The organism is Spirosoma litoris (genome assembly GCF_054776755.1).
The window spans coordinates 14,119-36,236 of sequence record NZ_BAAHBI010000001.1; the positions used below are offsets into that span (position 1 = coordinate 14,119).

14 protein-coding genes and 1 tRNA gene are annotated in these 22,118 nt (G+C 52.3%); 3 read left to right on the top strand and 12 right to left on the bottom strand.

From position 1 onward, the window contains the following. Positions 1 to 16 precede the first annotated feature (16 nt). The 3 genes from ACYVGR_RS00055 to ACYVGR_RS00065 all read left to right on the top strand — a co-directional run bounded on the left by ACYVGR_RS00055 (position 17) and on the right by ACYVGR_RS00065 (position 1,760). Positions 17 to 88: transfer RNA gene (locus ACYVGR_RS00055), tRNA-Arg, on the top strand. Between the two features lie 108 nt (positions 89 to 196). Next, positions 197 to 1,462, top strand: a complete 1,266-nt coding sequence (locus tag ACYVGR_RS00060; protein ID WP_460952877.1) for a tyrosine-type recombinase/integrase — start codon at positions 197 to 199, stop codon at positions 1,460 to 1,462. Beyond that, positions 1,434 to 1,760 carry a hypothetical protein gene (locus tag ACYVGR_RS00065; protein ID WP_460952879.1) on the top strand — a complete coding sequence of 109 codons (327 nt, stop codon included), beginning with the start codon at positions 1,434 to 1,436 and terminating at the stop codon, positions 1,758 to 1,760. The genes ACYVGR_RS00060 and ACYVGR_RS00065 overlap by 29 nt, the downstream gene beginning before the upstream one ends. Positions 1,761 to 1,942: 182 nt before the next feature. On the opposite strand, the gene ACYVGR_RS00070 is transcribed toward ACYVGR_RS00065, so the two are convergent. The 12 genes from ACYVGR_RS00070 to ACYVGR_RS00125 all read right to left on the bottom strand — a co-directional run bounded on the left by ACYVGR_RS00070 (position 1,943) and on the right by ACYVGR_RS00125 (position 22,085). After that, a complete protein-coding gene (locus ACYVGR_RS00070) occupies positions 1,943 to 2,239 on the bottom strand; it encodes a hypothetical protein (protein ID WP_460952881.1) in 297 nt (98 codons plus the stop codon). 146 nt (positions 2,240 to 2,385) lie between these two features. Next, positions 2,386 to 2,595 (bottom strand): hypothetical protein, encoded by a 210-nt coding sequence (locus ACYVGR_RS00075; RefSeq protein WP_460952882.1) that lies wholly within the window; start codon positions 2,593 to 2,595, stop codon positions 2,386 to 2,388. Between the two features lie 21 nt (positions 2,596 to 2,616). Then, positions 2,617 to 6,093: a phage tail tape measure protein gene (locus ACYVGR_RS00080; protein ID WP_460952884.1), complete on the bottom strand. Its 3,477-nt coding sequence runs from the start codon at positions 6,091 to 6,093 to the stop codon at positions 2,617 to 2,619. After that, complete coding sequence (locus ACYVGR_RS00085) at positions 6,094 to 6,603, bottom strand: hypothetical protein (RefSeq protein WP_460952885.1); 510 nt, start codon at positions 6,601 to 6,603, stop codon at positions 6,094 to 6,096. Then, positions 6,600 to 8,648 (bottom strand): hypothetical protein, encoded by a 2,049-nt coding sequence (locus ACYVGR_RS00090; RefSeq protein ID WP_460952886.1) that lies wholly within the window; start codon positions 8,646 to 8,648, stop codon positions 6,600 to 6,602. The genes ACYVGR_RS00085 and ACYVGR_RS00090 overlap by 4 nt, the downstream gene beginning before the upstream one ends. Positions 8,649 to 8,651: 3 nt before the next feature. Further along, the gene (locus ACYVGR_RS00095) at positions 8,652 to 9,242 is read right to left on the bottom strand and encodes a hypothetical protein (protein ID WP_460952887.1); all 591 of its coding nucleotides are present in this window, start codon (positions 9,240 to 9,242) and stop codon (positions 8,652 to 8,654) included. 31 nt (positions 9,243 to 9,273) lie between these two features. Continuing rightward, positions 9,274 to 12,714, bottom strand: coding sequence for a hypothetical protein (locus tag ACYVGR_RS00100; protein ID WP_460952889.1), 3,441 nt, complete (start codon positions 12,712 to 12,714; stop codon positions 9,274 to 9,276). Positions 12,715 to 12,744: 30 nt separating this feature from the next. Further along, positions 12,745 to 13,644, bottom strand: a complete 900-nt coding sequence (locus tag ACYVGR_RS00105; RefSeq protein ID WP_460952891.1) for a fibronectin type III domain-containing protein — start codon at positions 13,642 to 13,644, stop codon at positions 12,745 to 12,747. A gap of 2 nt (positions 13,645 to 13,646) precedes the next feature. Beyond that, the gene (locus ACYVGR_RS00110; RefSeq protein ID WP_460952893.1) at positions 13,647 to 18,374 is read right to left on the bottom strand and encodes an SGNH/GDSL hydrolase family protein; all 4,728 of its coding nucleotides are present in this window, start codon (positions 18,372 to 18,374) and stop codon (positions 13,647 to 13,649) included. Between the two features lie 6 nt (positions 18,375 to 18,380). After that, positions 18,381 to 18,725, bottom strand: a complete 345-nt coding sequence (locus ACYVGR_RS00115; protein ID WP_460952894.1) for a hypothetical protein — start codon at positions 18,723 to 18,725, stop codon at positions 18,381 to 18,383. A gap of 1 nt (position 18,726) precedes the next feature. Continuing rightward, positions 18,727 to 20,130 carry a hypothetical protein gene (locus ACYVGR_RS00120; RefSeq protein ID WP_460952895.1) on the bottom strand — a complete coding sequence of 468 codons (1,404 nt, stop codon included), beginning with the start codon at positions 20,128 to 20,130 and terminating at the stop codon, positions 18,727 to 18,729. Then, positions 20,127 to 22,085, bottom strand: coding sequence for a hypothetical protein (locus ACYVGR_RS00125; RefSeq protein ID WP_460952897.1), 1,959 nt, complete (start codon positions 22,083 to 22,085; stop codon positions 20,127 to 20,129). Before ACYVGR_RS00125 ends, ACYVGR_RS00120 begins: the two co-directional genes overlap by 4 nt. Positions 22,086 to 22,118 lie beyond the last annotated feature (33 nt).

Below are 22,118 nucleotides of genomic sequence, written 5' to 3' on the forward strand. Positions count from 1 at the left end.
TATAGGTTTAATTTTTGGTCCTGTAGTTCAACGGATAGAATAAGCGTTTCCTAAACGCTTGATACGGGTTCGATTCCCGTCGGGACTACGAAACAAGATAAAAAGCCCACATACGCGTTGTAGTGGGCTTTTTTAATATTCTAATCCATTTCCTAATTATAGGAATATATCCACTCATTTTCCTAACCATTTCCGAATGGGAGCACATCAACAGATTACCAAAAAGCTGGTCATAAAAGATGATTATGTAAAAAAAGATGGCACGGCCGCTATTTATATATACGTATCCGTAAATGGCGATTTCGAGCGCATCCCCCTAAAATTGAGTTGGCCACCAAAATTCTTTGATAAAGATGCGGGGAAGTTGATCGCTCGAAAAAAGGATGATCCTGATCTGACCGACTATAATTTAATGATCGAGGCCGAGATTGGTAAACTCAACGAAATCATTAAGACCTACCGACTCGGTGAGCGACCGCTCACCCTGACTATTCTATTATCGGAGTATTATTCCTATACATCTCGACTGGATTTTCTTTCGTGGTGGGATGGTGACCTAAAGGAGCGAAAGAAGCGCCGAAAAATAGAAGATAATACTGCCAAGGGGCACCGCTCAGCGCTCAATAAACTGCGCGAGTTTTGGCGGTACGAAACTAAAACACAAACCGAGAAGTTGCCCGTTTTGCCCTTTACTGGGCTTACGCCAAAATTACTAGAGAACTTTCGTGCCTGGTTAAAACACGAGCATGATGATGCGCCCAGTACTGTCGAGAAAGAAATGACTCGTGTACGTACCTATGTGAAGCGAGCACTGGTGGCTAAGTATAGCTTTGAAGATCCATTTAAGGTTGTTAAAATTAAACACCCCGAAACGTATCCGGACGTACTAGAGCAGGAACAGGTGATTGACTTGCTACAACTCTATGACAAGCCTGATATCAATGATACTTGGCGTACCATACTCCGCCACTTTCTTTTTTCCTGTTTTACAGGTTTACGAATCTCAGATGCCAAGGCAGTCAATCATGAAAACATTCAGGACGAGTGGCTCGTGTTAATGCCAAAAAAAACCCTTCGACTACGAAAGGTCGTTCGGATTCCATTACATCCAGCAGCAAAGCCATTTATTTCGACAACCATTGGTCAGCTCTTCGATACCTATTCAGAGCAATATACTAATCGAACGTTGGGCAAGATTAGCGAGTCATTGGGATTAGGCTGGAAGATGACGACGCATACTGCTAGGCACACGTTTGGTACGGTCTTTATTGAACTGGGGGGCGATGTAGTTACCCTAAAAGATTATATGGGCCATGCTGACATCAAAACAACTATGAAGTACGTGCACCTTTCAGAGAGAAGGAAAGCGGAGAAGATTAGAGTTTTCGATAAATTATTAAATAAACGAATGCCACCTAAAAAACTAAATGATGATGAATCTCAACCAAAATCCAACTCGTGATCAACTCAAATTATTACTTGCTGAGTGTGATAACACTAGGAGAAGCCACTTATTGTATGTTAAATCTGATGGGGATGTGAGAATCAAAAGTTTTTTAAACTATCGTAGCTACGCTGAATGGGTAGATGATAACCCCGATGATATTTTGCTTCGATTCGAGCATTATGATAAAGGCCAAAACTATGTTGGCCCAGTTGCCGCACAAAATGAACCTTGGATAGAGCGACTTTATAATGCCTTGTTAGATAACTGGTCAACGAAAAATCTAATCTACCCGGATTACATTGATTTCTACTAGCCACAAACAAGTGACCTCATTGCACTTTTCAAAGATGAGCTACACTCTTCTCGCTTTAGCAAATTGCTAACGATTCGTAGAAAAATTTCTTAACATAAAATTGGTTATAAAACACCCCTCGGAATCGTCCTATGATTTGGACTTTTCGAGGGGCATTTATTTGTTGGACTTTTCAGGTTTCACTAGCGAAAATGCTGGCGCTCGGCAATCGCTACCAGGTACACCTTATCCAACACGTCGTAGCGTTCGGCCACGCGTAGTAGCGATTCGTTCTTGCGACGAGGGAAGTCGGCCAGGAAGATACCAAAGGTGGCTTGTAGGTTTCGGTAGATGCGTTTCCAGATTTCTGATTCAGGCTCTCCAGTGAGCCGGGCGATTCCGGCCACAACTAAATACGTTTGGGTGCGGTAGGTGTGACCGCGAAATTGAGGTAGGGTTGCATAGTTTCCCTTACCCACGTAGCTTTGCTCCGTAGACATTTTAAACTGCTGTTTAGAGGTTTACATGCCCCTTCGCTCGTTCCGCCAAGTTCCAGCGTTGGGGTTTTTCTTGTTTATAATCGACTGATTATTAATATAATATAGAAAGAAAAAACCGCCTTTACAAGCTGCAAAGGCGGTTTTTATTACTTTTTAAATAACTCTGGATGCTCAATTTTTAGGCTATCTAGGAATCTATTTGACTTCTCAAGTGCCTCTTGCATCTCTTTTTTAGAATAATCGACTTCCATCTGAATTATTCGCTTTCGCTCGTAATCTTCACCAATCATGAAGCCTATTATTCCACCCAGCAGAAAGACGCCAATCAGCCAGGTCCAACTTATTTTTTTATTCATAAAGGGAGGGGTTAAATTCCCTTACAACTTAGTGACATTCTGAATATGATCAACTTCAGCTTCCACGTCCTTTAACGAGAAATAGTTGTTATTGATCTTTCGTTTCGCCAGCTCCCCGGTAGCCGCTATTTGTTGCTGAGTCAATTGGTTGCCAAGCTGAAGTTGCAATAAAATGGCTCGGCCTACTGCATCGCTCATTCCCATCGTTAGACTCGACCCTGAACCATCCATTGCGGTCGAGCCACCACTGGCATAGGTTCGTCCCATCCGGATGGCCTCCAGCGCAGGCACTAAATTGGCGATCGCTGGATTCTTCAGCATCGGATAGGATATGACGTACTCCTCTCCAGCCTCGCCACCAATCCAGCTTCGTTTGCCCAGATTAAACAACGTCGGCTGCTTTATCCAGCCTTCTGGCTTGCTGCTTTCCGCCATTGCGGTCGAGCCGCCTTCTGCGAACTGCGGGATGGTATAATCCGTCGAGGCAATTTTAGCCAGTACCGAGCCGTAGGTCGCGGTGGCCAGGGCCGTAAAGCCGACCGCTGCCCAGGGACTGCCCGATGTGGCCCAGATATTCATCAGGGTACGGCCATAGGCAATCGAGGCTTCGGCGGCTGAATAGGCTTTGCTGGCGATAAAGGCCGCTTTCTGAAGGATGGTCGCCTTTTGCCAGAATGTTTTGATGCCATCTAGTTGCTCGGTCCAGTTAATCTGCATCAGATGGAGCGTCTCCTGCAAAATCCCCTCAATGGCCTGTTTTCTGGCCTGATGGCTGGCTAGTTCCTTCTGGTCAGCCGCATCGGCATACTGGAGCCGGGCATCGACCTGTTGCCCAATGACACGGGTTAGCTCTTTCTGGATATCGGCTTCAACGTCTTTCTGTTCCTTGGCCAGCGCATTGCGTTTACCAACATCATCGATATTGAGCTTGAGGATATCAGCGAAGTATTTATCATAGAGCGCCTTTTTGGCCAGCAGGAAAACGTTTTCGGCTTGAAGCTCCGCCATTCGGGCCGCATCTGGCGAAATAGCATTGGCCTGCTCCTGGCCCTGAATGCTTTGCAACTGGAGCTGTCGTTTGTTGACTAGTTCCTGTTCGGCCAGGTCTTTGGCATCCTTGATATCTTTGGCCGATTGCTCTTTCTGTTTCTCGTTGAAGCGTTTCTCGATCTGTGCCCACTCCAGTAAACTCAGCGTTCGGATTTCATTGATTTTAGCCTCGTCATCTTTGGCCAGTTTATACATCTCGCTGTAGTGTTCAGCAAAAGCCGCCACCTCCCGTTCGTATTCGGTTTTATTGGCCGTCATAACGCGCTGGCGAGAATCGGCCAACAGGTTCTCCAGTTCGAGGGTATCTTTTTGAGCCTGGGTTAACTTGGTTGACTTTTTATCTTCGCCCAGAGGTGATTTACCCGTTCCGGGGAGCGCCATCGTAGGTTGTTCGTATTGCCCGATGCGTTTAAATATTTCATCATATCGCTTCAACTGATCTTCCTGCCCCTGAATGTTTCCAGCAAACTGCTCCCGAACAGCTAACATATTCTCTGCTGCTTGCCGAGCAAACTGCTGAGCCATTGCTGGAGTATTGCCTCCCGAAGCGATGGCCAACCATAACTTCTGCCAAAGCGATGGTTCAGCAGCCAATAATTCCAGCTGCTTCTCTTTAGCCTTGGTTCGAGCTAAATTACTTTCCACCTCCAGTCTGGCCATTGCGATACTTTTCACCAGCTCTGCTCGTTCAGCGACACTTAAGCGAGTGTAATTTTCAAGCTGCTCATTAAACTTTAACAATAACCCAGTATGCCTTTCCGTCATCAACTGAATTTCCCGTTGCAGCCGAATCTTCTCCCGTTCGAGTCGTAAGGCTTCTGCCGTATTATCTGAATACGTTTTTACGGCGTAGGCCAGCGCGGATAGTCCCGTAATGACCAACCCGATAGGATTGGCATTTAAAACCGCATTCCAGAGCAATTGGGCTGCTGTCGCAATCCTAATACGGAGCGTTACTCCAGCCATGATGGTCGAGTAAGCCGTCATGGCGGTTGTCTGAAGTACAAGCCACTGGAACCCCACCTGATACGCCACCCGGTTGGCAATAACCGCCGTCGTGTTGGCCCAACTGGCCAGCGTGGCTTTAATCAAACCCGCGTTCAGCATGGCGATGGCATAGACAAAGGACATCACCACAGTAGTATTATCCTTTAGCCACTGGTAGGCTTTGGGCAGTACGTCGAGTAGTTCGACGGCCTTATGCACCGCTCCCCCCATAAAATCCTGCACGGCCTGCGACTGATAGAGATTGTCGAAGGCTTCGTCGAGGGTTTTTAAATCCTGGGCCAATTGATAGTTGCGTTTGGCAAACTCACCTAATACACTATCGGTACTGGTTAAGGCTTTGCCCGCCTGATCCGTGCGTTCGCCCAGCAGACTCATATTCGTGCTCAGCTTGGAGAGCACCTCCATTTCGCCCGCGCCAGTGAGTTTGGATTTCTCCAGCACCGACATAAACTCGGTCTGATTACCCGATACTTTTTGCAGGCCTGCCACATACTTCAGGAAGGCGGCATTGATATCCTTGCCGATCAGGTCTTTGTACTCCTTCAGCGGAACCCCGGCAACCTTGGCAAAGGTCTCGGTTTCGGTAAGCATCTTCTGGAAGATAGTCACCAGGGCCGTTGATCCCCGTTCCGCCGTTACGTTCAACTCCTGGAGCGTGGCGGCATAGCCCAGCACTTTGGCTGAAGATAATCCGAGTGGAATCAGCGTACCCCCGATGCGGCTGGAAAAATCGGCCATCACGGGAGCGGTAGCGGCTCCTTCTCCGGAGAGGAAATTCAGGGCATTGCCAATGTGCAACAGATCGTCGTCAATCTTCTGAGACTTTACGTCGGTGAAAATATTGCGCATAGTTAGCACCGATTTGGACAAATCTTCCACCCCGTTAAACTCATCGCCAAGAGCGATATTTAGCTTATCGGCAGACTCGACAAACTCATCGACCTCCTGTTTGGCAACCCCGAACTGACCCGCCACTACTGCCATTTCCGAAAGCTCCTTGGTTGGGGTTCGGGTTTTCATTTTCTGAAGCTCTTCGTTGAGGTCCGCAGCTTCCTGAGCGGTCATGTTGGTCGCTTTCTGCACATCGGCCAGTTCATCTTTGTACTCGATGACCTTGGTTTTGGCCATACTGAACTGATTGAGTACGGACTGCACTGCACCAGCACCCAGAATGCCGGTGGTAATGGTGCCGATCTGGCCAATCACTTTCTGCCAGCCGGTGGCCGTACCATTGATTTCGGCACGCATCTTCTGCTGAATGGCCAGCATTTTATTCATTTCGGCCACCCGCTGCTTATAGAGTTCCGGGTTATCGGCTTCCCGCATGCCATTGATTTCTCGCCGGAGGGCGGTAGCGGCCCGGGTCACTTCGCGCAGGGAGGTTTGGGCCTGCTGGCCATTGAGCACTAAGTCAATGACCGCTTTTTGTTTAGCGTCCATTTAGATCTGAATGTTAGCGGTGAGTGTAAGGGCGGATTCGGCCACCTGGGCGACGGCCACGCCATATTCTTTAGCCAGGATGGATTTAAGTTTACCCACCTCATAGCCTTTGGTTCCTGAATACCAGCGCTTGGCCCGTCGTTTGGTCGGCTGACGGTCTTTGAGTTGACGCGCCACGGATTTATCGAGACTGGAGTGATTGCGGCCTACTCCCATATCCAGAAATCTACCATACAAATTGAACTTCAATAAAATCCCCACAACGGTTGGCCCGGTTAGTGGGCTTTGCGCTTCGCCCCAACTGCCCGATGTATCGAAGCCGCCGTCCCGAAGTTCCTTGCTCCAGTCTTCGGTGAGTCGGCGCGTTCGGCGCTTCGATCGTTTACTGGGAGAGTCGTAGACTACTTTTTCCAGACTCCGCCGAAACCGCTCGATGGCGATATCGCCCCATTGATCGAGTACCTCTTTGAGGGAAATTTTTTCCTGGACACTTAGCTCGTTGTAGCTCATAAAATCAAATAGCCATCCGATGGGTCAAGCGAAACGACAAGGGTAAACTCGGTGGGGGTGGCCGTTCCTACCGCTGGACCACCCGGCGTGGATTCATAAACTAATAGCGCGGATTCCAGCACCGTCTGGGCACCATTGGCCAGGTAGGTGACAGGCGTTTCCTGGTAGGGGCTGGTTGCGTTGGTCCAGGTCTTTTTCTGACGGATCACCACGGGCAGGTTCGTAACCAGGGCCGGGGTAGTTTTGGCCTGATCCTGCCAGCACGTCACGCTCAGACTGGCCGTTTTGGTCAGGATCGGATTAAAGCCACCCGATGAAATCAGCCCGGACCTCACCACCGTCAGCTCCACCCACACGAGTGGATCATCGACGTCCGGATTGATCTCGATACCCGAGGGCAAGGTCAGCACCTCCAGCTTAACGAGCACTTTCCCATCAAGTCCAGGCGCTTCGGCTTGCAGCTTGGAAATGGCATAGGAGCGACGGACTTGATCATCCAGGGAAAGACTCACCAGTCGGTGCAGCTGGAGCGAGGCCAGCGTGGCCACCGGCATCAGTAGTTTCTGGGTGATGCGCTGGGTTTGATCCCGAAAATAGAAATACGCCCGCAGGTATTTACGCCAGGCACCGTAGCGACCCGTAAGCGTCAGCGCTTCGGAGCCAATAACCGTCTGAGCACCACCACGCACGTCGGGCGTGGCCAGGGGGTAGGGTCTGCCCGACGAATCCACGCTCATGCCCCGGTAGGACAGGAACCGAATTCCCACACTATTGGGCCGTTTCCCCTCTTTGGTCAGGTAGCGTTCGGACTGGTTGTATTTCGGGTCGAGGATATTGCCCGGCTGGAGCACCGTCGGCACAAACCAGCTATTCGTTGTGCTTAAGGGCGATTTCTCGTAGGCCAGCTGGGTTGTGCCCGCCTTCAGGGTGATTTCGGTTGTGCCCAAGCCCGTGATTTGACTAGCAGGCGTGAGCGTATTGCCCGATAAATCTTTATACAAGCCATCCGCACCATCGACGTACTCAATGACCTTATAGCCTTTGCCGTCTTTATCAAAGCTGCTATAGGGCCCCGACTGAAACGGGGTTAAATCGATGGCTGAGCCTTTAGCGACCGTCCGGGTAAACTGAACGATGTAGCAGGTTTTGCTATTGGCATTGTAGCCAAACACCAGCCCAAATCGGCCCTTCACCGCTTTTAAAAAATCCGACACCGTCGTGTCCGGCAGAAACATACCCGGTACGAGCAGGTGCCCCGAAATAAAGCCACCCAACTCCGATATCGTTTGATTCATAGCGGTAAGATTGAGCACGGTAATGCGCCGTCCTTCCTCGCTATAGAGCCAGTCCGATTCGATCTTGTAACCCGCTAACGCCATGATCTGCTCTAAGACGTAGGCGAGGTAAAACTGAGGGCAGAGCAAATAACCAAAAGCGGGTTTATTTGGCAGATCGATCGGAAAGCCATAGCCCCCTGTCGTCAGCGGCTCCCAGGCGTTGAGGTAGTCGTTGCGCACGAAACCGGCTAGTTTGGTCTCATCGAACGCGTCCTCGATCATGGCCTGGTTACGGATCGGAAAGAAGGTAAATGGAAATTCGCCAGGCGTGAGCTGCGCGATCTGAACAAGTCGGGTCGATAGCGATACCGGTGGCGTGCCGACTAGTCCATCCCCAACGGCCACGGGCGTAGGCAGTGCCTCCAGTAACGTGAGCTTTCGGATCGAGTCGTAAAACTCGGAACTGTCGATCTTTAAAAAGCCCGACAGCTTTCCTTCATTGACGCGGTAATTGAACGTACAACGCCGGTAGAGCACGCCATCCAGGTGCACACTGACGGGGATTTCGGCGCGGGGCTGGGCCGCATCAGGCCGGTACCCCTGCCCCACAAAGCGTTTGTTGGCTTCGTTGAGTGGCGCTTCGATGGGATACGAGAATTCCCCCGGCAGCTCATCGTCACTGAGCCAGGCGACATTCTGCTCAGTGACGAGGTTTTGCTGCGGGTCCAACTGGAGACTTTCCCCCGAATCGTTGGTGATGGCAATCATAGATTACTGTTCGTTGTACTTGATAACACGCAGGGTGCTGGAGGCTGGAATGGCCACGAGTGGAAGAAAGGGGGTTCGCTGGCCGGATTTAGGATCACGCTCCTGCTCGAAGGTTTCTACACCTCCGGCAGCTATGGCATAAGTAAACCCGCCATAAGTAACCGTCGCTGAGCTGGCACCAGTATTTCGGACAACAATCTTGAACACGCCCGTTGTGGCCACCGTATTCGTTCCGGACGTATAATCATTGATGGTTGTGGCTACACTACCCACGGCTCCAGGCAATTTGGCGATGTAGGCCCGTACCGCAGCCACGGTGCTCACGGTATCGTAAGGGGTTCCCGCTTTGTTGAGGAATCCCTTTAGGGAATACTTCGTACTTGTGCCGTCAATGTAGACCCGAACAGCACTTCCTGACGCTTTCACTTTTACGTCCGACAGTGCATGCACAACAGGCATGGTCCCACCTAAGTTATCGGAAATTACCTGGTCGGTGGTTCGGTAGAGACGGATAGTATCGGACTGAGCCTGAACGGGGTGAGCTGCACTAACAGCGAGCAATAGAGATAAACTGGCAATCAGGAAACGTTTCATTGTGAATTGATTGGTTACGGTGAAAAATTGATTATTGGTGAGATTTTATGCGGGGCAATGCAGCACGATCCTGTCTCATCTTTTTTCTTTTTTGCGTCTGCCCAGCCAGTAGCAACAGCAGTACCAAAAGCTGCCAATCCGTTATCGAAAAAATCACTGCATGAAAGCCTCTATACATTGTGTCAGCAATTTGCCAGTAGCCTGACGAAGCGGGATGTACATTATCAGTTCCCTGTGGGATAGTAGCAGTACTATTTCGCGCGTTAGCCTGTGCAGCATTATTATACTGCATATTGAAATCCATGTCGAACCCAGGCAGGATGTCGGCAAAGAAAAAGTTATTAACGTAGGGAGACGTTTTTGTTAGTGCCTCTAGTCTCCTGTTATAGTCTAACGTCGTCTTGATACTTGCCAAGAAATTCCGTCCAGTGGGATTGTCGACCTGATCGAGCGCAATTGACCCCCAGCCATTTTGCGGATTGGCAAAGATGCACCCGCCTATCAGCACCTTGATATTGCTGTTGTGCGCTAACAGTTTGTCCCACAACGCACTTATAATTGAATTATCTTCCTTGGCATTCGTACCTAGAATAATGACTACGTAGTCAATTCCACTATAGCCGTTCTGTGTGCAGTAATAATTGAAATCAACCTGACTTGTATTGGGATTCCAGAAGGGGGATTGGTTGCTCTCGAAAAAGCTGTAGGTTTTTCCGCTCCACCCTTCGTGCCTTGTACCGGTGCCGCCCTGTGTACCGATGAAGGTTAGGTTAGTAAGCCCGTCCCCGGCTGGACTTCCACCTGTTCCCGTGAGTCTACGAGCTAATTCATTCGGATACCAGGCTTGTTGCGTGAACGAGTCACCAATGAGCAGTATGTTTTTGTTACTGGAAGGTGAACTTTTCTTAGCCGTCACCACAATCTGAGTGCTACCTGTTGCCAGAACCGCACTGTTTTCGTCTTTCACTTCGAAGGCCAGCGGGAATGACACATCTGAACTACCAGGTGTGTAGCGATAAACGCGTTCGTAGAAATTCCCTTTTGCAGCAGGGTACGAACTATTCGCAACCGCCAGGCCTACGTTGGCCGGATTAGCGATTTTCAGAATTGAGCGCTTGAAAACTTCCAACTGATCTCCTTTGACCGCATATATTTTTTCAGGCAACGACAGCGAAATACCACGAGGGTTAAGTAGTAGAGCGTTAACATCATCGCTCGTTACAAATCCAGAAGATCGTACAGCTTCATAATTGCTATTGTACTCAAAGCCACTCACGTCGCCATCGTCCTCAAGCCTTACCATCATGCCTGATATTTCGACGTTTGCCGTCGTACCAAAACTAGCTGCGTTCATGTTCAGATAGGCTCCATACCCCACATCTGTTCCAGCATCCAGCGCGAAGACATTTGATTTGACCAGCGACCATTGCCCAGGCGTGTTTTGACTGGTAAGATTATTATAGTCAGGCGTACCGCTAGTTGTACCCACTCTTGGCCGGATATATATGTTAGAAAGAGCTATATCTGTCTTTATCCAGAACCAAAGTCTAGCGCTTTTTCCAGCAATACCTAAGCTGGTCGTATTAATGCCCTGCTGGTACCAGATCGCGTAGCCCGATGCGCCTGACGTAGCCGCCACGGTGAATTTTGCACTAACCAAACTGGTAGGGCTAGTACCTGTTACGATACCCACGTAAGCCGAACCGGATGTTCGTTCCAGATAGAAATTGTCTGGGTAAGTTCCTACCCCTTCGAGTCGGTAATTTTTGAGCAGGTTTTTGCCCTGTAGCCTTCTGTTAAGCGTAGTCTGAACCGAAGTCGAAAACTTAGCAGATGTTACGGTTAGATCAGCCGGAGCCGCCAACGGAGCCGGGCGAAACACCAGATTGGACAGCCCCGCCGTGTTGTAATTCATGCTGTTGAGGTCTGTATTATCCGCAGCCTGCGACCAATCGACTGTCACGTAGAGGGTCGTCGCCGAAAAGGAACCGCTCCCAGTAACAGCTAATCGCTCAACCGTTGCGGAGGGTGTGTAACTGTTCTTGTCGAAATTATACGCCTGAGTGAGAAAGTTTCCCGCCGTATAATCGTACACCTGAATCGTGTAACGCCCAGTGCCGGTGATATTTTTTCGGAAGACTGCTAAAGTTAGAAGGGTACTCGGATTTAGGGCTAGTCCTACAATCTGAATATCCTTGATCGCGGCCTTTAGCGTGGCCGGAGGTGATGCATTGATTTGAAAGGGAAAATTCTTGTGTAATACATCGCTGGCCAGCTTGGCTGTAGTGACTGCGCCATCGACGACACTGCCGCCTTGGGCAGTCATATCCCACATCGACGAGTCAAAGCTACTGCCCGACGTGCCAGCCGCTTTTCGTCTATACGAACTACCTCCGTTGGTTACGATATCCCCAGTTGCATAGGTGGTGTTCGCCGTCCAGGGCCCTTTGAATGCCTGCACGGCTGCCAGCGCACTGTTGGCCGCACTCGTGGCAGATCCAGCAGCAGCTGCTGCTGAGGTGGCGGAATTAGTTGCTGAATTGGCTGCATTGGTAGCAGATGTATTAGCCGAGACGGCACTGGCTGAAGCACTACTAGCTGAAGTAGCAGCCGCATTTTTACTAGCCAGCGCGTTAGCCTCTGACGTTGCCGCATTGGTGGCCGATGAAGCAGCCGCTGATGCGGAGGCTGATGCCTGAGAGGCAGACGTGATTGCTGCATTTTTACTAGCCAGTGCATTGGTTTCTGAGGTGCTGGCGTTGGTCGCTGAAGTGCCAGCACTGGAAGCATACCCTTGAGCAGCAGTGGCCTGAGTAGCCGCATAGGTCGCACTAGCAGAGGATAGGCCCGCTGAAGTTGCAGCCGCGTTTTTGTATGCCAACGCATCAGCGGCACTCTGGCCAGCTGCGTTGGCATTGGCCTGCGCAGCCGCCTGGGTCTGATTAATTGTGCTGACATCCGCTCTGGCCTGCTGAGCGTAATAAGCCGCAATGGCAGACGAGGGCGTTGCATCTAGTTTTACGTTAAGGACTTGCCGCACCTCCGATATCTGAATATTTAGCCCACTGGCGTCGGTCACCACGCGTAGCGAGCCGGTCGGAACAATCTCCAACCTGCCCACGCCCACCCGAAATTCGGGCTCTCCACTGGCGTATTTGATATACAAGCCAAGGTAGTAGATCGATGGGTCAAGATTGGGCAGCATGCCCCGAATGGTACCGTCCACCGAGTCGACTGTGGTCATGGGCACGTTGGCCACAATTCTGCCTACATCCGAAATTCGAATCTCAGCTGTAATGGAAACCGAATTGGAAGGGGTGATCAATTGCCCCGCTGAGCTGATGATCATATCCAGCTGGTTGGTATTTCGCTGGCGGTAGGTCAGCGTGGGCGGGTTGGGTACCCCAGGCCTGATTTGAGCCTGGGTCAGCAACGAAACGAACAGGAAAAGGATAAATAGGAAACGCTTCATGATTTGAGATAAAGTTTACGGTGAGATTTTCTAGCTGGAGGCTGCGTGGGAAATCGTGATGTAGTCGATACCGAAATTGCCGCTACTACCCTCGATCCGGATGGTGTTGGTACCTGCGTTCAGAGCTCTGCCCGACAAAACGAGACTGGTAATTACCCCGTTGGTGTGAGGGAGCGTAACGGTATAGGCAGTGCCGTTGAGCTTGAGTGTAATGACGCTGTTGTCGGTGTCTGAGGTGGTCTGGTAGCGAATCAAAATGGAGTAGTTCGCATCCGTTACGGGCGCATCCGGAATATTGGCCCACTCGATGTAATGACTCGCATTGGAGCCAAATGCACGCGTGACACCATCCCCGTAGCCGCCCGAATACGAAATATTCGAGCTGGTTGAATCCTCTGCCTGGAGCTTTTTGCTGTAAGCCGCATAACTGGCTGTGCTGGTCGTGGCATTCACGATGCTGGAGTAGGCCGAGAGGCTACTGCCCTGCACGGCCCGAACCCGGTAGTAATACTGCGTACTGGCCACTAGAGCGAGCTTGGCAAACGCGGCCTCCGTGGGGTTTCCCACCAGCGTCCAACCAGACGTGCCGTTCGCTGACTGCTCCACCTGGTAGCCAGTCGCCCCTGACACGGCCGTCCAGGCCAGGTTAATCTGAGACGAACTAGCCGCCGTAGCGGTAAGGCCCGTGGGAGCCAATAGGATCGTAGGCATGGTGAGGGGCGGAATCGAGCCCGCTGGGATTACGGCCCCGTTACTGACCGTAATCCCGGTATGACTGCCAGCCGCCAGAGCTGCTTCGTAAGCAGCCTGGCCAGCGTCAGTAAGGGGGTATTGCACCACGTCCCGATCGCTGGTGCCATCGTACAAGAACTGGCCGTCCGATTTTCGGTACGCGTGGACGGGTTGGGTGGCGATATTGGTGGTTGGCATGATTACGGATTAGGATTTTTGGAGCCGATATAGGAAGGCACGAAGGTTTGATTGTAGTGGCCGGTCGCATCCTCGGGGTTGGTGATCCGGATCGTCGAAATGATACCATTCCAGTTGGTGACGCCGGTCATATCCAGGGTGTAGGTGCGCTCGACGCCATCACCGATCACATCGAGCGTCTTGAATTGTCCGCCCGGCGCTTGCAGGGCCTGGAGTTCAGTTTGCCCCGCTTTGTACCAGCGAATCAAGATTTTAGACACGTTGGTGAACTTGCCCTGGACGTAGATTTTTGGAATCTCGGCGGGCTTGTAGATGCCGTACGGCGCGAAGAAGTAGCCGCCAAAGCCTTGCCCGTCCGTATCGGTTCGGGCAAACCGGAACTGGTAGCGATTGTCGGAATTGAACTTAGCCTCCGAATCCTGCGACCACCAGCCGTTCATCGTCCGGACCCCAAACTTCCAGTCAAAGCCTGGGCGGGTGATACCCGCTGAGTTGAACCAAGATCGGAAACCCGACATCGTTCCGACGTAGATGTAGCCCGAATAGGCGGTCGTGCTATTCTCGTCGAAATTCTGGTTCTGGGCGCTCTCGATGTAGCTGGTTGCGTTCGAAAACTCATCACCCGAGCGGGACAGCACCTGGAAGGTGTTGAAGTTGCTGTTATGCTGAGGCACCAGAACAATGCCCTTGTTATCATCATTCATTGATGCCACCCAACCTTCCGAAGTCGTCGTTTGGGTGCCCCACTTATGATTGTCAGGGCAACCGCATTCGACGGGCGCGTCGGGGTTGATACTGGTTACCGATCCTGATGTGCCAGGTGCTGAACCCGTGTAGACATAATGATGATACAGATCAGCCGTCGTATAGATAAAAGGAGCCTCCGACTGGCGGAACATGTACGTCCGCTGGGTATCCGTCCGCTGATTGTCGATAATCGTGAAGTAACGTGGGACGTGGTTGGCATCGATCCAGAAATAATTGTAATAGGTAACGCCAGAAGTCTTGTTATGCAATGCCCACTGAACAGGCGTAGACCGGGTAAACATTACCTCGCCATAACCCGGCACGGTTCGTTTTTCGTACCAGGTTACCTGCGAGTAATTTTTATAGACCGATCCGCCCTGAACGACATTAAAACCGGTATCATAATATTGAGACGTGCTCTCTCCTCCCTGCTGGTAGTTGTGGCCGGGGTTTCCATACATCGACCAGAACCCCGAACGGCCCGGATCAGGCCAGCCGGTCGTGTTTTCATACACGCCAGTCGAGCCGTCTGCGTTGGTATTGACCCAGTTTTTACCACCAACCAGGGATAGGTGCGTGAGCGCCCCCCCCATTTTGGAGATACCCAGCTTGACCACACCGTCGCTGATATATTGATAGACATTACCCGTTCCCCAGCCCGAATACTGATTGTTGGCGGGATTTGTGAAATCAGGTGTGAACGGCGCTGAACCCATCAGTTGCGACACACTACCTTCCCCAAACCCATTGGCGAAATAGGCCGTCGTGGGTGGGTTCGTCGTGGTCGTAGAGGTTGGCGGTGTCGCCCCGATGCCCGTCCAGATGCGATCGGCAATTGTCTGCATCGCCGGATCATTGGGATGGTTGAGGGTGCCTAATTTCGAGCCCGCAATGCCTGCCAGTTCGACCAGGGTGTAGCTGCGTTCCGAGGCAACGTCCTTTAGCAAGTTCGACACATCGACCTGCTGCTGATTGCCTTCCTGCCAAACCGAGGTGGTGATAATCACCCGGCACGAGGGGTTTTTCTCCTTGAGCTTATCGATCAGCGCCTTCAGCGCCGTTTTGAAATCGTGCTCGAGGTTAAGAACGTTCTCCCCAATCCGGATAATAATCAGATCGGGCATCCAGTCCGTAATGGGCTGGTAACGACCCAGCCCCCCTTTGAAGATGTCCGTCGATACGTTTAGGTCCCAGTAAGTGCCTTCCCAACGGGGACCATCGCCTACATCGAATCGCCAGCCCCCCGTTGGAACCGTGTAATTTTCAAAGCTGGCAAACTCCCGCACATCGACGCTGGCGTTGAGCGTCTTGAGGTAATTCGTTAGAATGTGCAGATAGTCCTGCGCGGGCGAGCTGGCATCCATGCCATTGTCCCGCTCGGGCGTGGGCGCAGATTCCCCATTTCGGCGGTAATGGGTGTGGGTAATCGAGTTACCGACCACAAACACCCGCGAGTACGAGACAGGGTTGGTAACGACTGTATTCGTGCTGAGCACCACCCGATCGGCCCCAGGTACAGGCGTAACGGTATAACTAAACGTACTGGTTGTCGCACTGGCGCGCTGAACCGTCACCCGAAGCGGGGCGGTATTATTGTAAAACAGTTTCCACTGCTTGTCATAAGGCGCCTGATCCGAAAGGGTGCCATAGCCGTAGTAATTCCCACTGGAGACCTGAACCCCGTTTGGATTTGATACTGTGAACGGCGTGCCATCGAGCCGCTCAAACTTCATCGCCCCGATATCGCCAGCGGCTTCGAGCGTCAGCAACGGTGCACTATACGAATAGCGCATGCCTGCGATCCACGAAGGAGCCGACACGGTCGTGCTTCCAGGGTCAGTGGTGGTGCTGCCTGGATTAGAAACAGACGCGCCGGAGAGGTCCGATTCGACGATCGCCGGTGGCGTCGGATGCGAGGTAATGCGGGCCTCCCGGTAATCGCCCCGCCAGGTTATTTTTTCACCAAGAAGGGATTTGAACTGAAAATAAATGTCTTTGGGCTGAACGCCTGCCAGGGCATCCGGAAGCGTCCAGTAATCCAGGCCGGGCTTTCTACCCTTCAACCGAATCCGGTAACCTGGTGAAACCACACCACTGCCTTTGTCGACCCAAACCGTGACGTCGGTGTATCTGTCGGTATCTTGACAGGGCCATACCCAGTTCAGGAATATCGTCGGATGGCCGTCTTTGGTAGCTAAACCGCCCCAGATAATGGGCTTGCGATAAAAGGCTTCAGAAGCATCATAAGGAGCCAGGGTGCCCGTGCCTTTGATCCATAATTTAGGTTGAATGAGTGTCCAGGGCGTGGAGAAAATCCAGTTTAACTGGCTGGCCCGCTGAAAACCTTTGGCATAGAACTCCGCACTGGCCACCTGCTTGCCGCCGTTGTTGGCACCAAGAGTAGTTCGCGGCCGCGATTCTGACCAACCGCGCATATAGTCGGTCAGCAGATACATCGTGATCGCGTCGGTCTCGACCATGTCGGGATTGAGCGGCCGCGAGTTCAGCGTTGCAAATTCCACTTCGGTAGTGCCCGTACTGGAGGGGCTCATGCCCGACTCGACTTCGGTATCGAGCCGGAACTGGGCTAAGAGCCGAACCGCTTCAAAGCCACTCTGACGAACATCCGATCGGGGCAAATGCACGCCACCGGCGCGGAAATACAGATTCGCGTGGTAGCGGGCAAACCGGCCGTACAGCTTCAGTTGCGACTTGTAATAATCGTCCCCGTAAATGACCGTCGGCTGGCCCGAAATGGTGGTCGTGCGCTTATCCGTTCGCCAGATCAGCCCGCCGTCCGATCCTTTTTTATAGGTACCGTCCGCGTTTTTCTGAAAATAACTCTGATCGTCAATGGTGTGCTGGAGGTAGGAGCCCACCCCCACGAAGGCTTTGCCTTCCTTCATCAACTGGCCCAATACCGTCGAATTACCCAGGGGAGCACTTTGCGAACTTCCCCGGAACGGCTCTCCGATATAGCCGTAGGACATATACTTGGGATAGCCCGTCCCGTCGATATCTTCGAAATTTTGCGGATTGACGTTAGTCAGATTCGCCCAATCGGACATACCTGACTTAAGGGTTTTGCCCTCCAGTGCGGCCGCATCGATAATTCCTTTCGTAATCCAGCCTACCTGGTTGTACCACTCCTGGGCGTAGAGAGCCGGATTGCGCGCCTGAAATACCTCATGATTGACGCTGAAGTATTCCACGCCAGCCCCCGCCCAGTCATTTTGTTTAAACGTCGCCCACCAATATTTGGCGTAGAGTCGGCAGGTCTCCTCATCGGGAATAAACGTATGCGTCCCTTCGAAGTTACCCGAACCATAGCCCGCCCAGGCCAACAGTTTCGCCTGTTGGTCGGAGGTCGCAGCTGGGTCAAACGAGGCTGTATAGGCAGCCTGGTAATTGGCCATTTCCAGCGCTCGTTTGAACTGCGTGGGATAGGTTTGCCCGTCAATCCACTTCGATGACTCGGCCGTGTGGGTAAAGCCCCGACTCAGCAGGGCGTTATCGGTCGTATCCGAATACAGCCCGCCTGGGTAGATAATGATCTTGCTGGAGTGGGGTGTAAACGGTGGAATCCGTTTCCAGAGTAGCACATTTTTGCCCGTCTGACTGGCAAACGGATAGAAATTGCCCACCAGGCGAGGTACGGTTCGAACACCATCGGCCAGAACCGGTGCCGGATCGGACACCACCGGATTGTTCTGATAATCGAGCCGGGTATCCAGAAAGGTGTAGCTATAGCGACCCACAATGGCCCCGTCCGTAGGCGCTACCCGAACCGGGATCGAGCCGGTGTTGACAGCCGCCATAAACGTGCTGTTGCCCGCTGTGTTAATCGGGTACAGATTGATTGCCCGAGGGGCCACCCGGTTATACGTACCAGGCGTGGCGGTCGTCGATAAGGGTTGAAAGCGCACCTGACCGAGCGCGAGCACGCTGGAGAGCAGGAGCCAGAGAGAAAGGAGTTTTTTCATTTGTCGTTACGGATTAAGAGAATCGTTTGATTGTTCCGCGCCATCGTCGCCCGATTCGATCAGCTGATCGGTTGGCCCCAGGTTGTAGGAGCCGCCTTCGATCGGATCGACCGGCGTGCCCGTGCAGTCGACCTCCTGGTAGCCAAGCACGGAGTCCGGTCGAACGGCCACGCTCTGGGCGGTGAGGCTCGTGAGGTTGGTTTTCTGGGCGTTGAACTGGGCGCGAATGGCTGCGCAGTCGCCGTCGGTTTCATAGAGCCAGTAGAGCGTGGGACCAATGACAGTGCCCTCGATGGCGGGATTGACCGTTTCGGTATACCAGGGAATGAAAATTTTTCTAGTGCGTGCCATCTTAGAAGTTTTTAGAATCGTCCCAGTAGCCAAATGCCGCCGTCGCTCCGTTACTGCCCCCATGAATCGCCGGATAGCCCGAAACCCGCGCTTGATTAGCCCAGGTCAGCGACCAGGTTGCGGGCTCGGCTTGCAGCACATTCCAGATTTTTGCCGAGATGGTCGCTTTGTCTGTTCCGGTCTCCTCGTAGCGGATTTTTTGAAAGTAGCTGGCACCAACCACCAGGGCGGGAATGGTGACAAAGGGGCCAAACGCCACCCCATCATGGAGCAGTTGCACGGAGGTACTGTCGATGATCAGCAGCGAGTAGCCACCCGCGCCCGACAGGCTGTAGCGGATACCTACCCCGATCCAGGCCGAACTGGCCAGTGACTTGATTTTTACCTTCGCCAGGCTCTGGACGGCATCGAGCTCATTCTGCGAACCATTGCTGGTACACAAGATCATCGTGCTGCCAGTCGAGGTGGTATTGGTCTGCACCAGCTGGTCGGCGGAGTTCCAGCTCCAGTTGCCGCTGATGACCACGTAGCCAGGCGAATCGCCATCCGTGCCAAAAAAGGGAAAGGTTAGATCGTTGGAGTGGGTCAGACTGGGCACCTCGGGCATGATAACCGTCATGGCCCTATTGATCGTCAGTCGGTGGTAGCTGGGTAGCGAGGTTTGCTCAGCCGAGTCGATAGCAACCGTGCGAATCAGGAAATTTTGATCCGGGACGTCAGCTGCGATGTAGATGCGCCACTCACCCGAAACCTGAGATAGCGAAACGCCAAAGGGTAGCGAAGTGGTAGCCGGATTCAGGAATTTGGCGGCTACCAAGGTCAATGTATCGCCCGGATCACTAAACAGATCCCCGCGCAACGCATAGTACTGCACGCCACTTGTGGTAATGAGGTGGTCGGGCTCGACTGCGTTGACAGTTGGTAGCGGATTGTCGGTAGTGCCCTGCCATTCGGGGTTGGGGGCCACAATGACGACGTAATCGGGCTTTTCCTCGTAAATCGAGCCCATCACGACGGTCGTGACCGGTTCCAGACTGATGCTACCACCTTTCGTGTAAACCTGGCCATTCGGGCCGACGACCAGCGTCGGAAAATCCTCCGTCGTCGAGGGAATATTAGCCAAAAACAAACCACCCAGGAGCTTAACCAGGGCGGTAGTAATGCCCGACCGCTTCACGATTTCATCCAGACCATCCTCATTGGTTGCCCGGCCAAACACTACCGTGGTAGCCGCCACAGCCTCCTGAGCTATGTTTCGACACAGAATCGTATACGCCACCCCTTTGACGAAAGGTGTGCCATCAGGCATGTTGGGGAAAATGTTGCTGGCCTGCCAGTTCTGGCCATCGAGGCTGTATTCCCAGTTAATGCCCCTGGGCGTGGCCAGGCCAATACCTTTGCTCATAGTAGTTCAGCGGGTGTATCCCCGTCTGACCAGGTCAGCACGCGGGGTTTGATGGAAGAAATTTTGAATAGCTCCGCGATGGTGGCCACGTCATGCAGGCCCGCCTGATCGCGCGTGGTCGGGGTGTTCACCAGGTCGGTGTAGGGCACTTTTACGTCGCCCCGCCGATACAGGGCATTGCCGGAGGTTTGGGTTAGAAAGCCTTTGGTCTCCGGATTCCCCCAGGCCGCAGCTAGGTTCCAACTGTTGACCGCATCCACGTCGATGGTGCGTACGATATCGGGTACCGTATCATCCACTGAGTTGATGATTTGCTGCGGTTCGATAATAATATTGCCAACCGAGACAAAACCCAGTGGAGGAAGTGTATTGCCTACTTCGCCCGTTGAGGCCGTATAGAACGCATCCTGGAAGTGGTAAATGAACTCAAACAGATGTGCCCAGAGTGTTTCGCCCTCTTTGGCTTCCTTAATGCTTTTCGAGGTGATGCTGATGGGTAGCGGTTTGCCATCGAGCAACTGAAAGCGCACCGGAGAGCGGTAAAAATCATCCCAGATCAACAGCTCCGTTTTCGATCGGAATCCGGTCGTAACTTCCCACTGGCGCTGAGTGGCCACGTTATAGTCAGCAAACTGACCATCGGCTATCTCGTAACTAGCGGACAGGAACCGTTCGGCCTGTTCATAAAAGCGAGCTATTTCTGCCGAACCTTTGCCGAACGTGGTCAGCACGTCTGGCACACCCAGACTACTCAAATACACGAAATAGCGCGTATAGGGCTGATAGTCGTAGTTGAGAATAAATCGATAAACAACACTCAGGGCCGCCGAAGCGGAGCTGACCAGCTGTACGGAATATTCCTTCAGGGTTCGCCCGCTCGGTAGGGTATTGATTAAATCCTGCTGGGTAGGACCAACGCAGTAGGTGATCTTTGCGCCCGTTGGAAATTCCTGGGCGGAGAGACTCTCAATAAGGGTGTCGGTCTGATCATTATCGAACGTGCGTATAATTTTGAGACGCACTCCTGACAGACTGGCCCGGGAGTTTAAAAACGTTAAGTACTGGGGCTCATCGGTCCGAACAAAGCGCGTCAGGGGGCCAAATCGAAGAGCGGCATCATCCGAAACGGTGCTATTCCGCAACGCTAAAAAGCCATACCCGCCACCGGCCCGATGTACGTAATCAGCCCCACCCAAATAGGCATGGCGCACTGAGTCGAGCTTGATTCGACCCACCTGGAGTGGCGAACCATAGGCTTCGCCATACGCCAAATAATATTTCCGATGGGAATTAGGAGCCTGGACGGGAGTTGGTAAGTTCCACTGCGGCCAGTCGGCTACTAGCTCCGAGTGGAGAATATTGCCGATATCAAACTGAGCAGAGCCATCGGCATCCGTCTCAATGGGCGCATCATAAATGCGGGTGTAGTGGGCATCCAGATCAGAACCATCGGTACCGGGCTTTTGCAACCAGGCTTCGACGTACACACTATACTGAATCCGGAGCAGGGGTTCTGCGCCCTGGGTAGTGTTGCCAAAGGTAAACGGAGAGCCGACAGGGGGATTGACCAAACTTAGGTTGTAGTCAGCTGACGGCGTTTTAGCCGTAAAAACAATGCCCGGTAGCTGGGTCGGATCGTAGCGGGAAATAATGAAATCTTCCCGGAACGGATAGAAGCCTTTTAGCTCCTCGATCAGCGCATCCACGTAGGCACTATTGCCGGAGCCGGATGCAAATTCGTTGGCGGCTTCGGGCGAAGCGGTGAAGACGAGTTTTTGGGTTTGGCCTTTCCAGCGGATGTTGATGAGAGTACCCGCTGTCACTGGCCCGGAGACAAATAAGACCGCTACGGATTTGACCCCAGTGGTTTGGTTTCTACCTGATCCGGTAAACTGATAGAGCATACGCCCACCTTTGGTAAGCGCAAACAGATCAGGAGCAGAAACAAGGGTCACGGCCATGCGCCGAACTTAGCAGACTACGCTGGC

Bases quoted from the DNA above. Each gene is read 5' to 3' on its own strand.
- ACYVGR_RS00060 (WP_460952877.1), top strand. From the start codon at position 197: ATGGGAGCACATCAACAGATTACCAAAAAGCTGGTCATAAAAGATGAT.
- ACYVGR_RS00065 (WP_460952879.1), top strand. From the start codon at position 1,434: ATGAATCTCAACCAAAATCCAACTCGTGATCAACTCAAATTATTACTT.
- ACYVGR_RS00070 (WP_460952881.1), bottom strand. From the start codon at position 2,239: ATGTCTACGGAGCAAAGCTACGTGGGTAAGGGAAACTATGCAACCCTA.
- ACYVGR_RS00075 (WP_460952882.1), bottom strand. From the start codon at position 2,595: ATGAATAAAAAAATAAGTTGGACCTGGCTGATTGGCGTCTTTCTGCTG.
- ACYVGR_RS00080 (WP_460952884.1), bottom strand. From the start codon at position 6,093: ATGGACGCTAAACAAAAAGCGGTCATTGACTTAGTGCTCAATGGCCAG.
- ACYVGR_RS00085 (WP_460952885.1), bottom strand. From the start codon at position 6,603: ATGAGCTACAACGAGCTAAGTGTCCAGGAAAAAATTTCCCTCAAAGAG.
- ACYVGR_RS00090 (WP_460952886.1), bottom strand. From the start codon at position 8,648: ATGATTGCCATCACCAACGATTCGGGGGAAAGTCTCCAGTTGGACCCG.
- ACYVGR_RS00095 (WP_460952887.1), bottom strand. From the start codon at position 9,242: ATGAAACGTTTCCTGATTGCCAGTTTATCTCTATTGCTCGCTGTTAGT.
- ACYVGR_RS00100 (WP_460952889.1), bottom strand. From the start codon at position 12,714: ATGAAGCGTTTCCTATTTATCCTTTTCCTGTTCGTTTCGTTGCTGACC.
- ACYVGR_RS00105 (WP_460952891.1), bottom strand. From the start codon at position 13,644: ATGCCAACCACCAATATCGCCACCCAACCCGTCCACGCGTACCGAAAA.
- ACYVGR_RS00110 (WP_460952893.1), bottom strand. From the start codon at position 18,374: ATGAAAAAACTCCTTTCTCTCTGGCTCCTGCTCTCCAGCGTGCTCGCG.
- ACYVGR_RS00115 (WP_460952894.1), bottom strand. From the start codon at position 18,725: ATGGCACGCACTAGAAAAATTTTCATTCCCTGGTATACCGAAACGGTC.
- ACYVGR_RS00120 (WP_460952895.1), bottom strand. From the start codon at position 20,130: ATGAGCAAAGGTATTGGCCTGGCCACGCCCAGGGGCATTAACTGGGAA.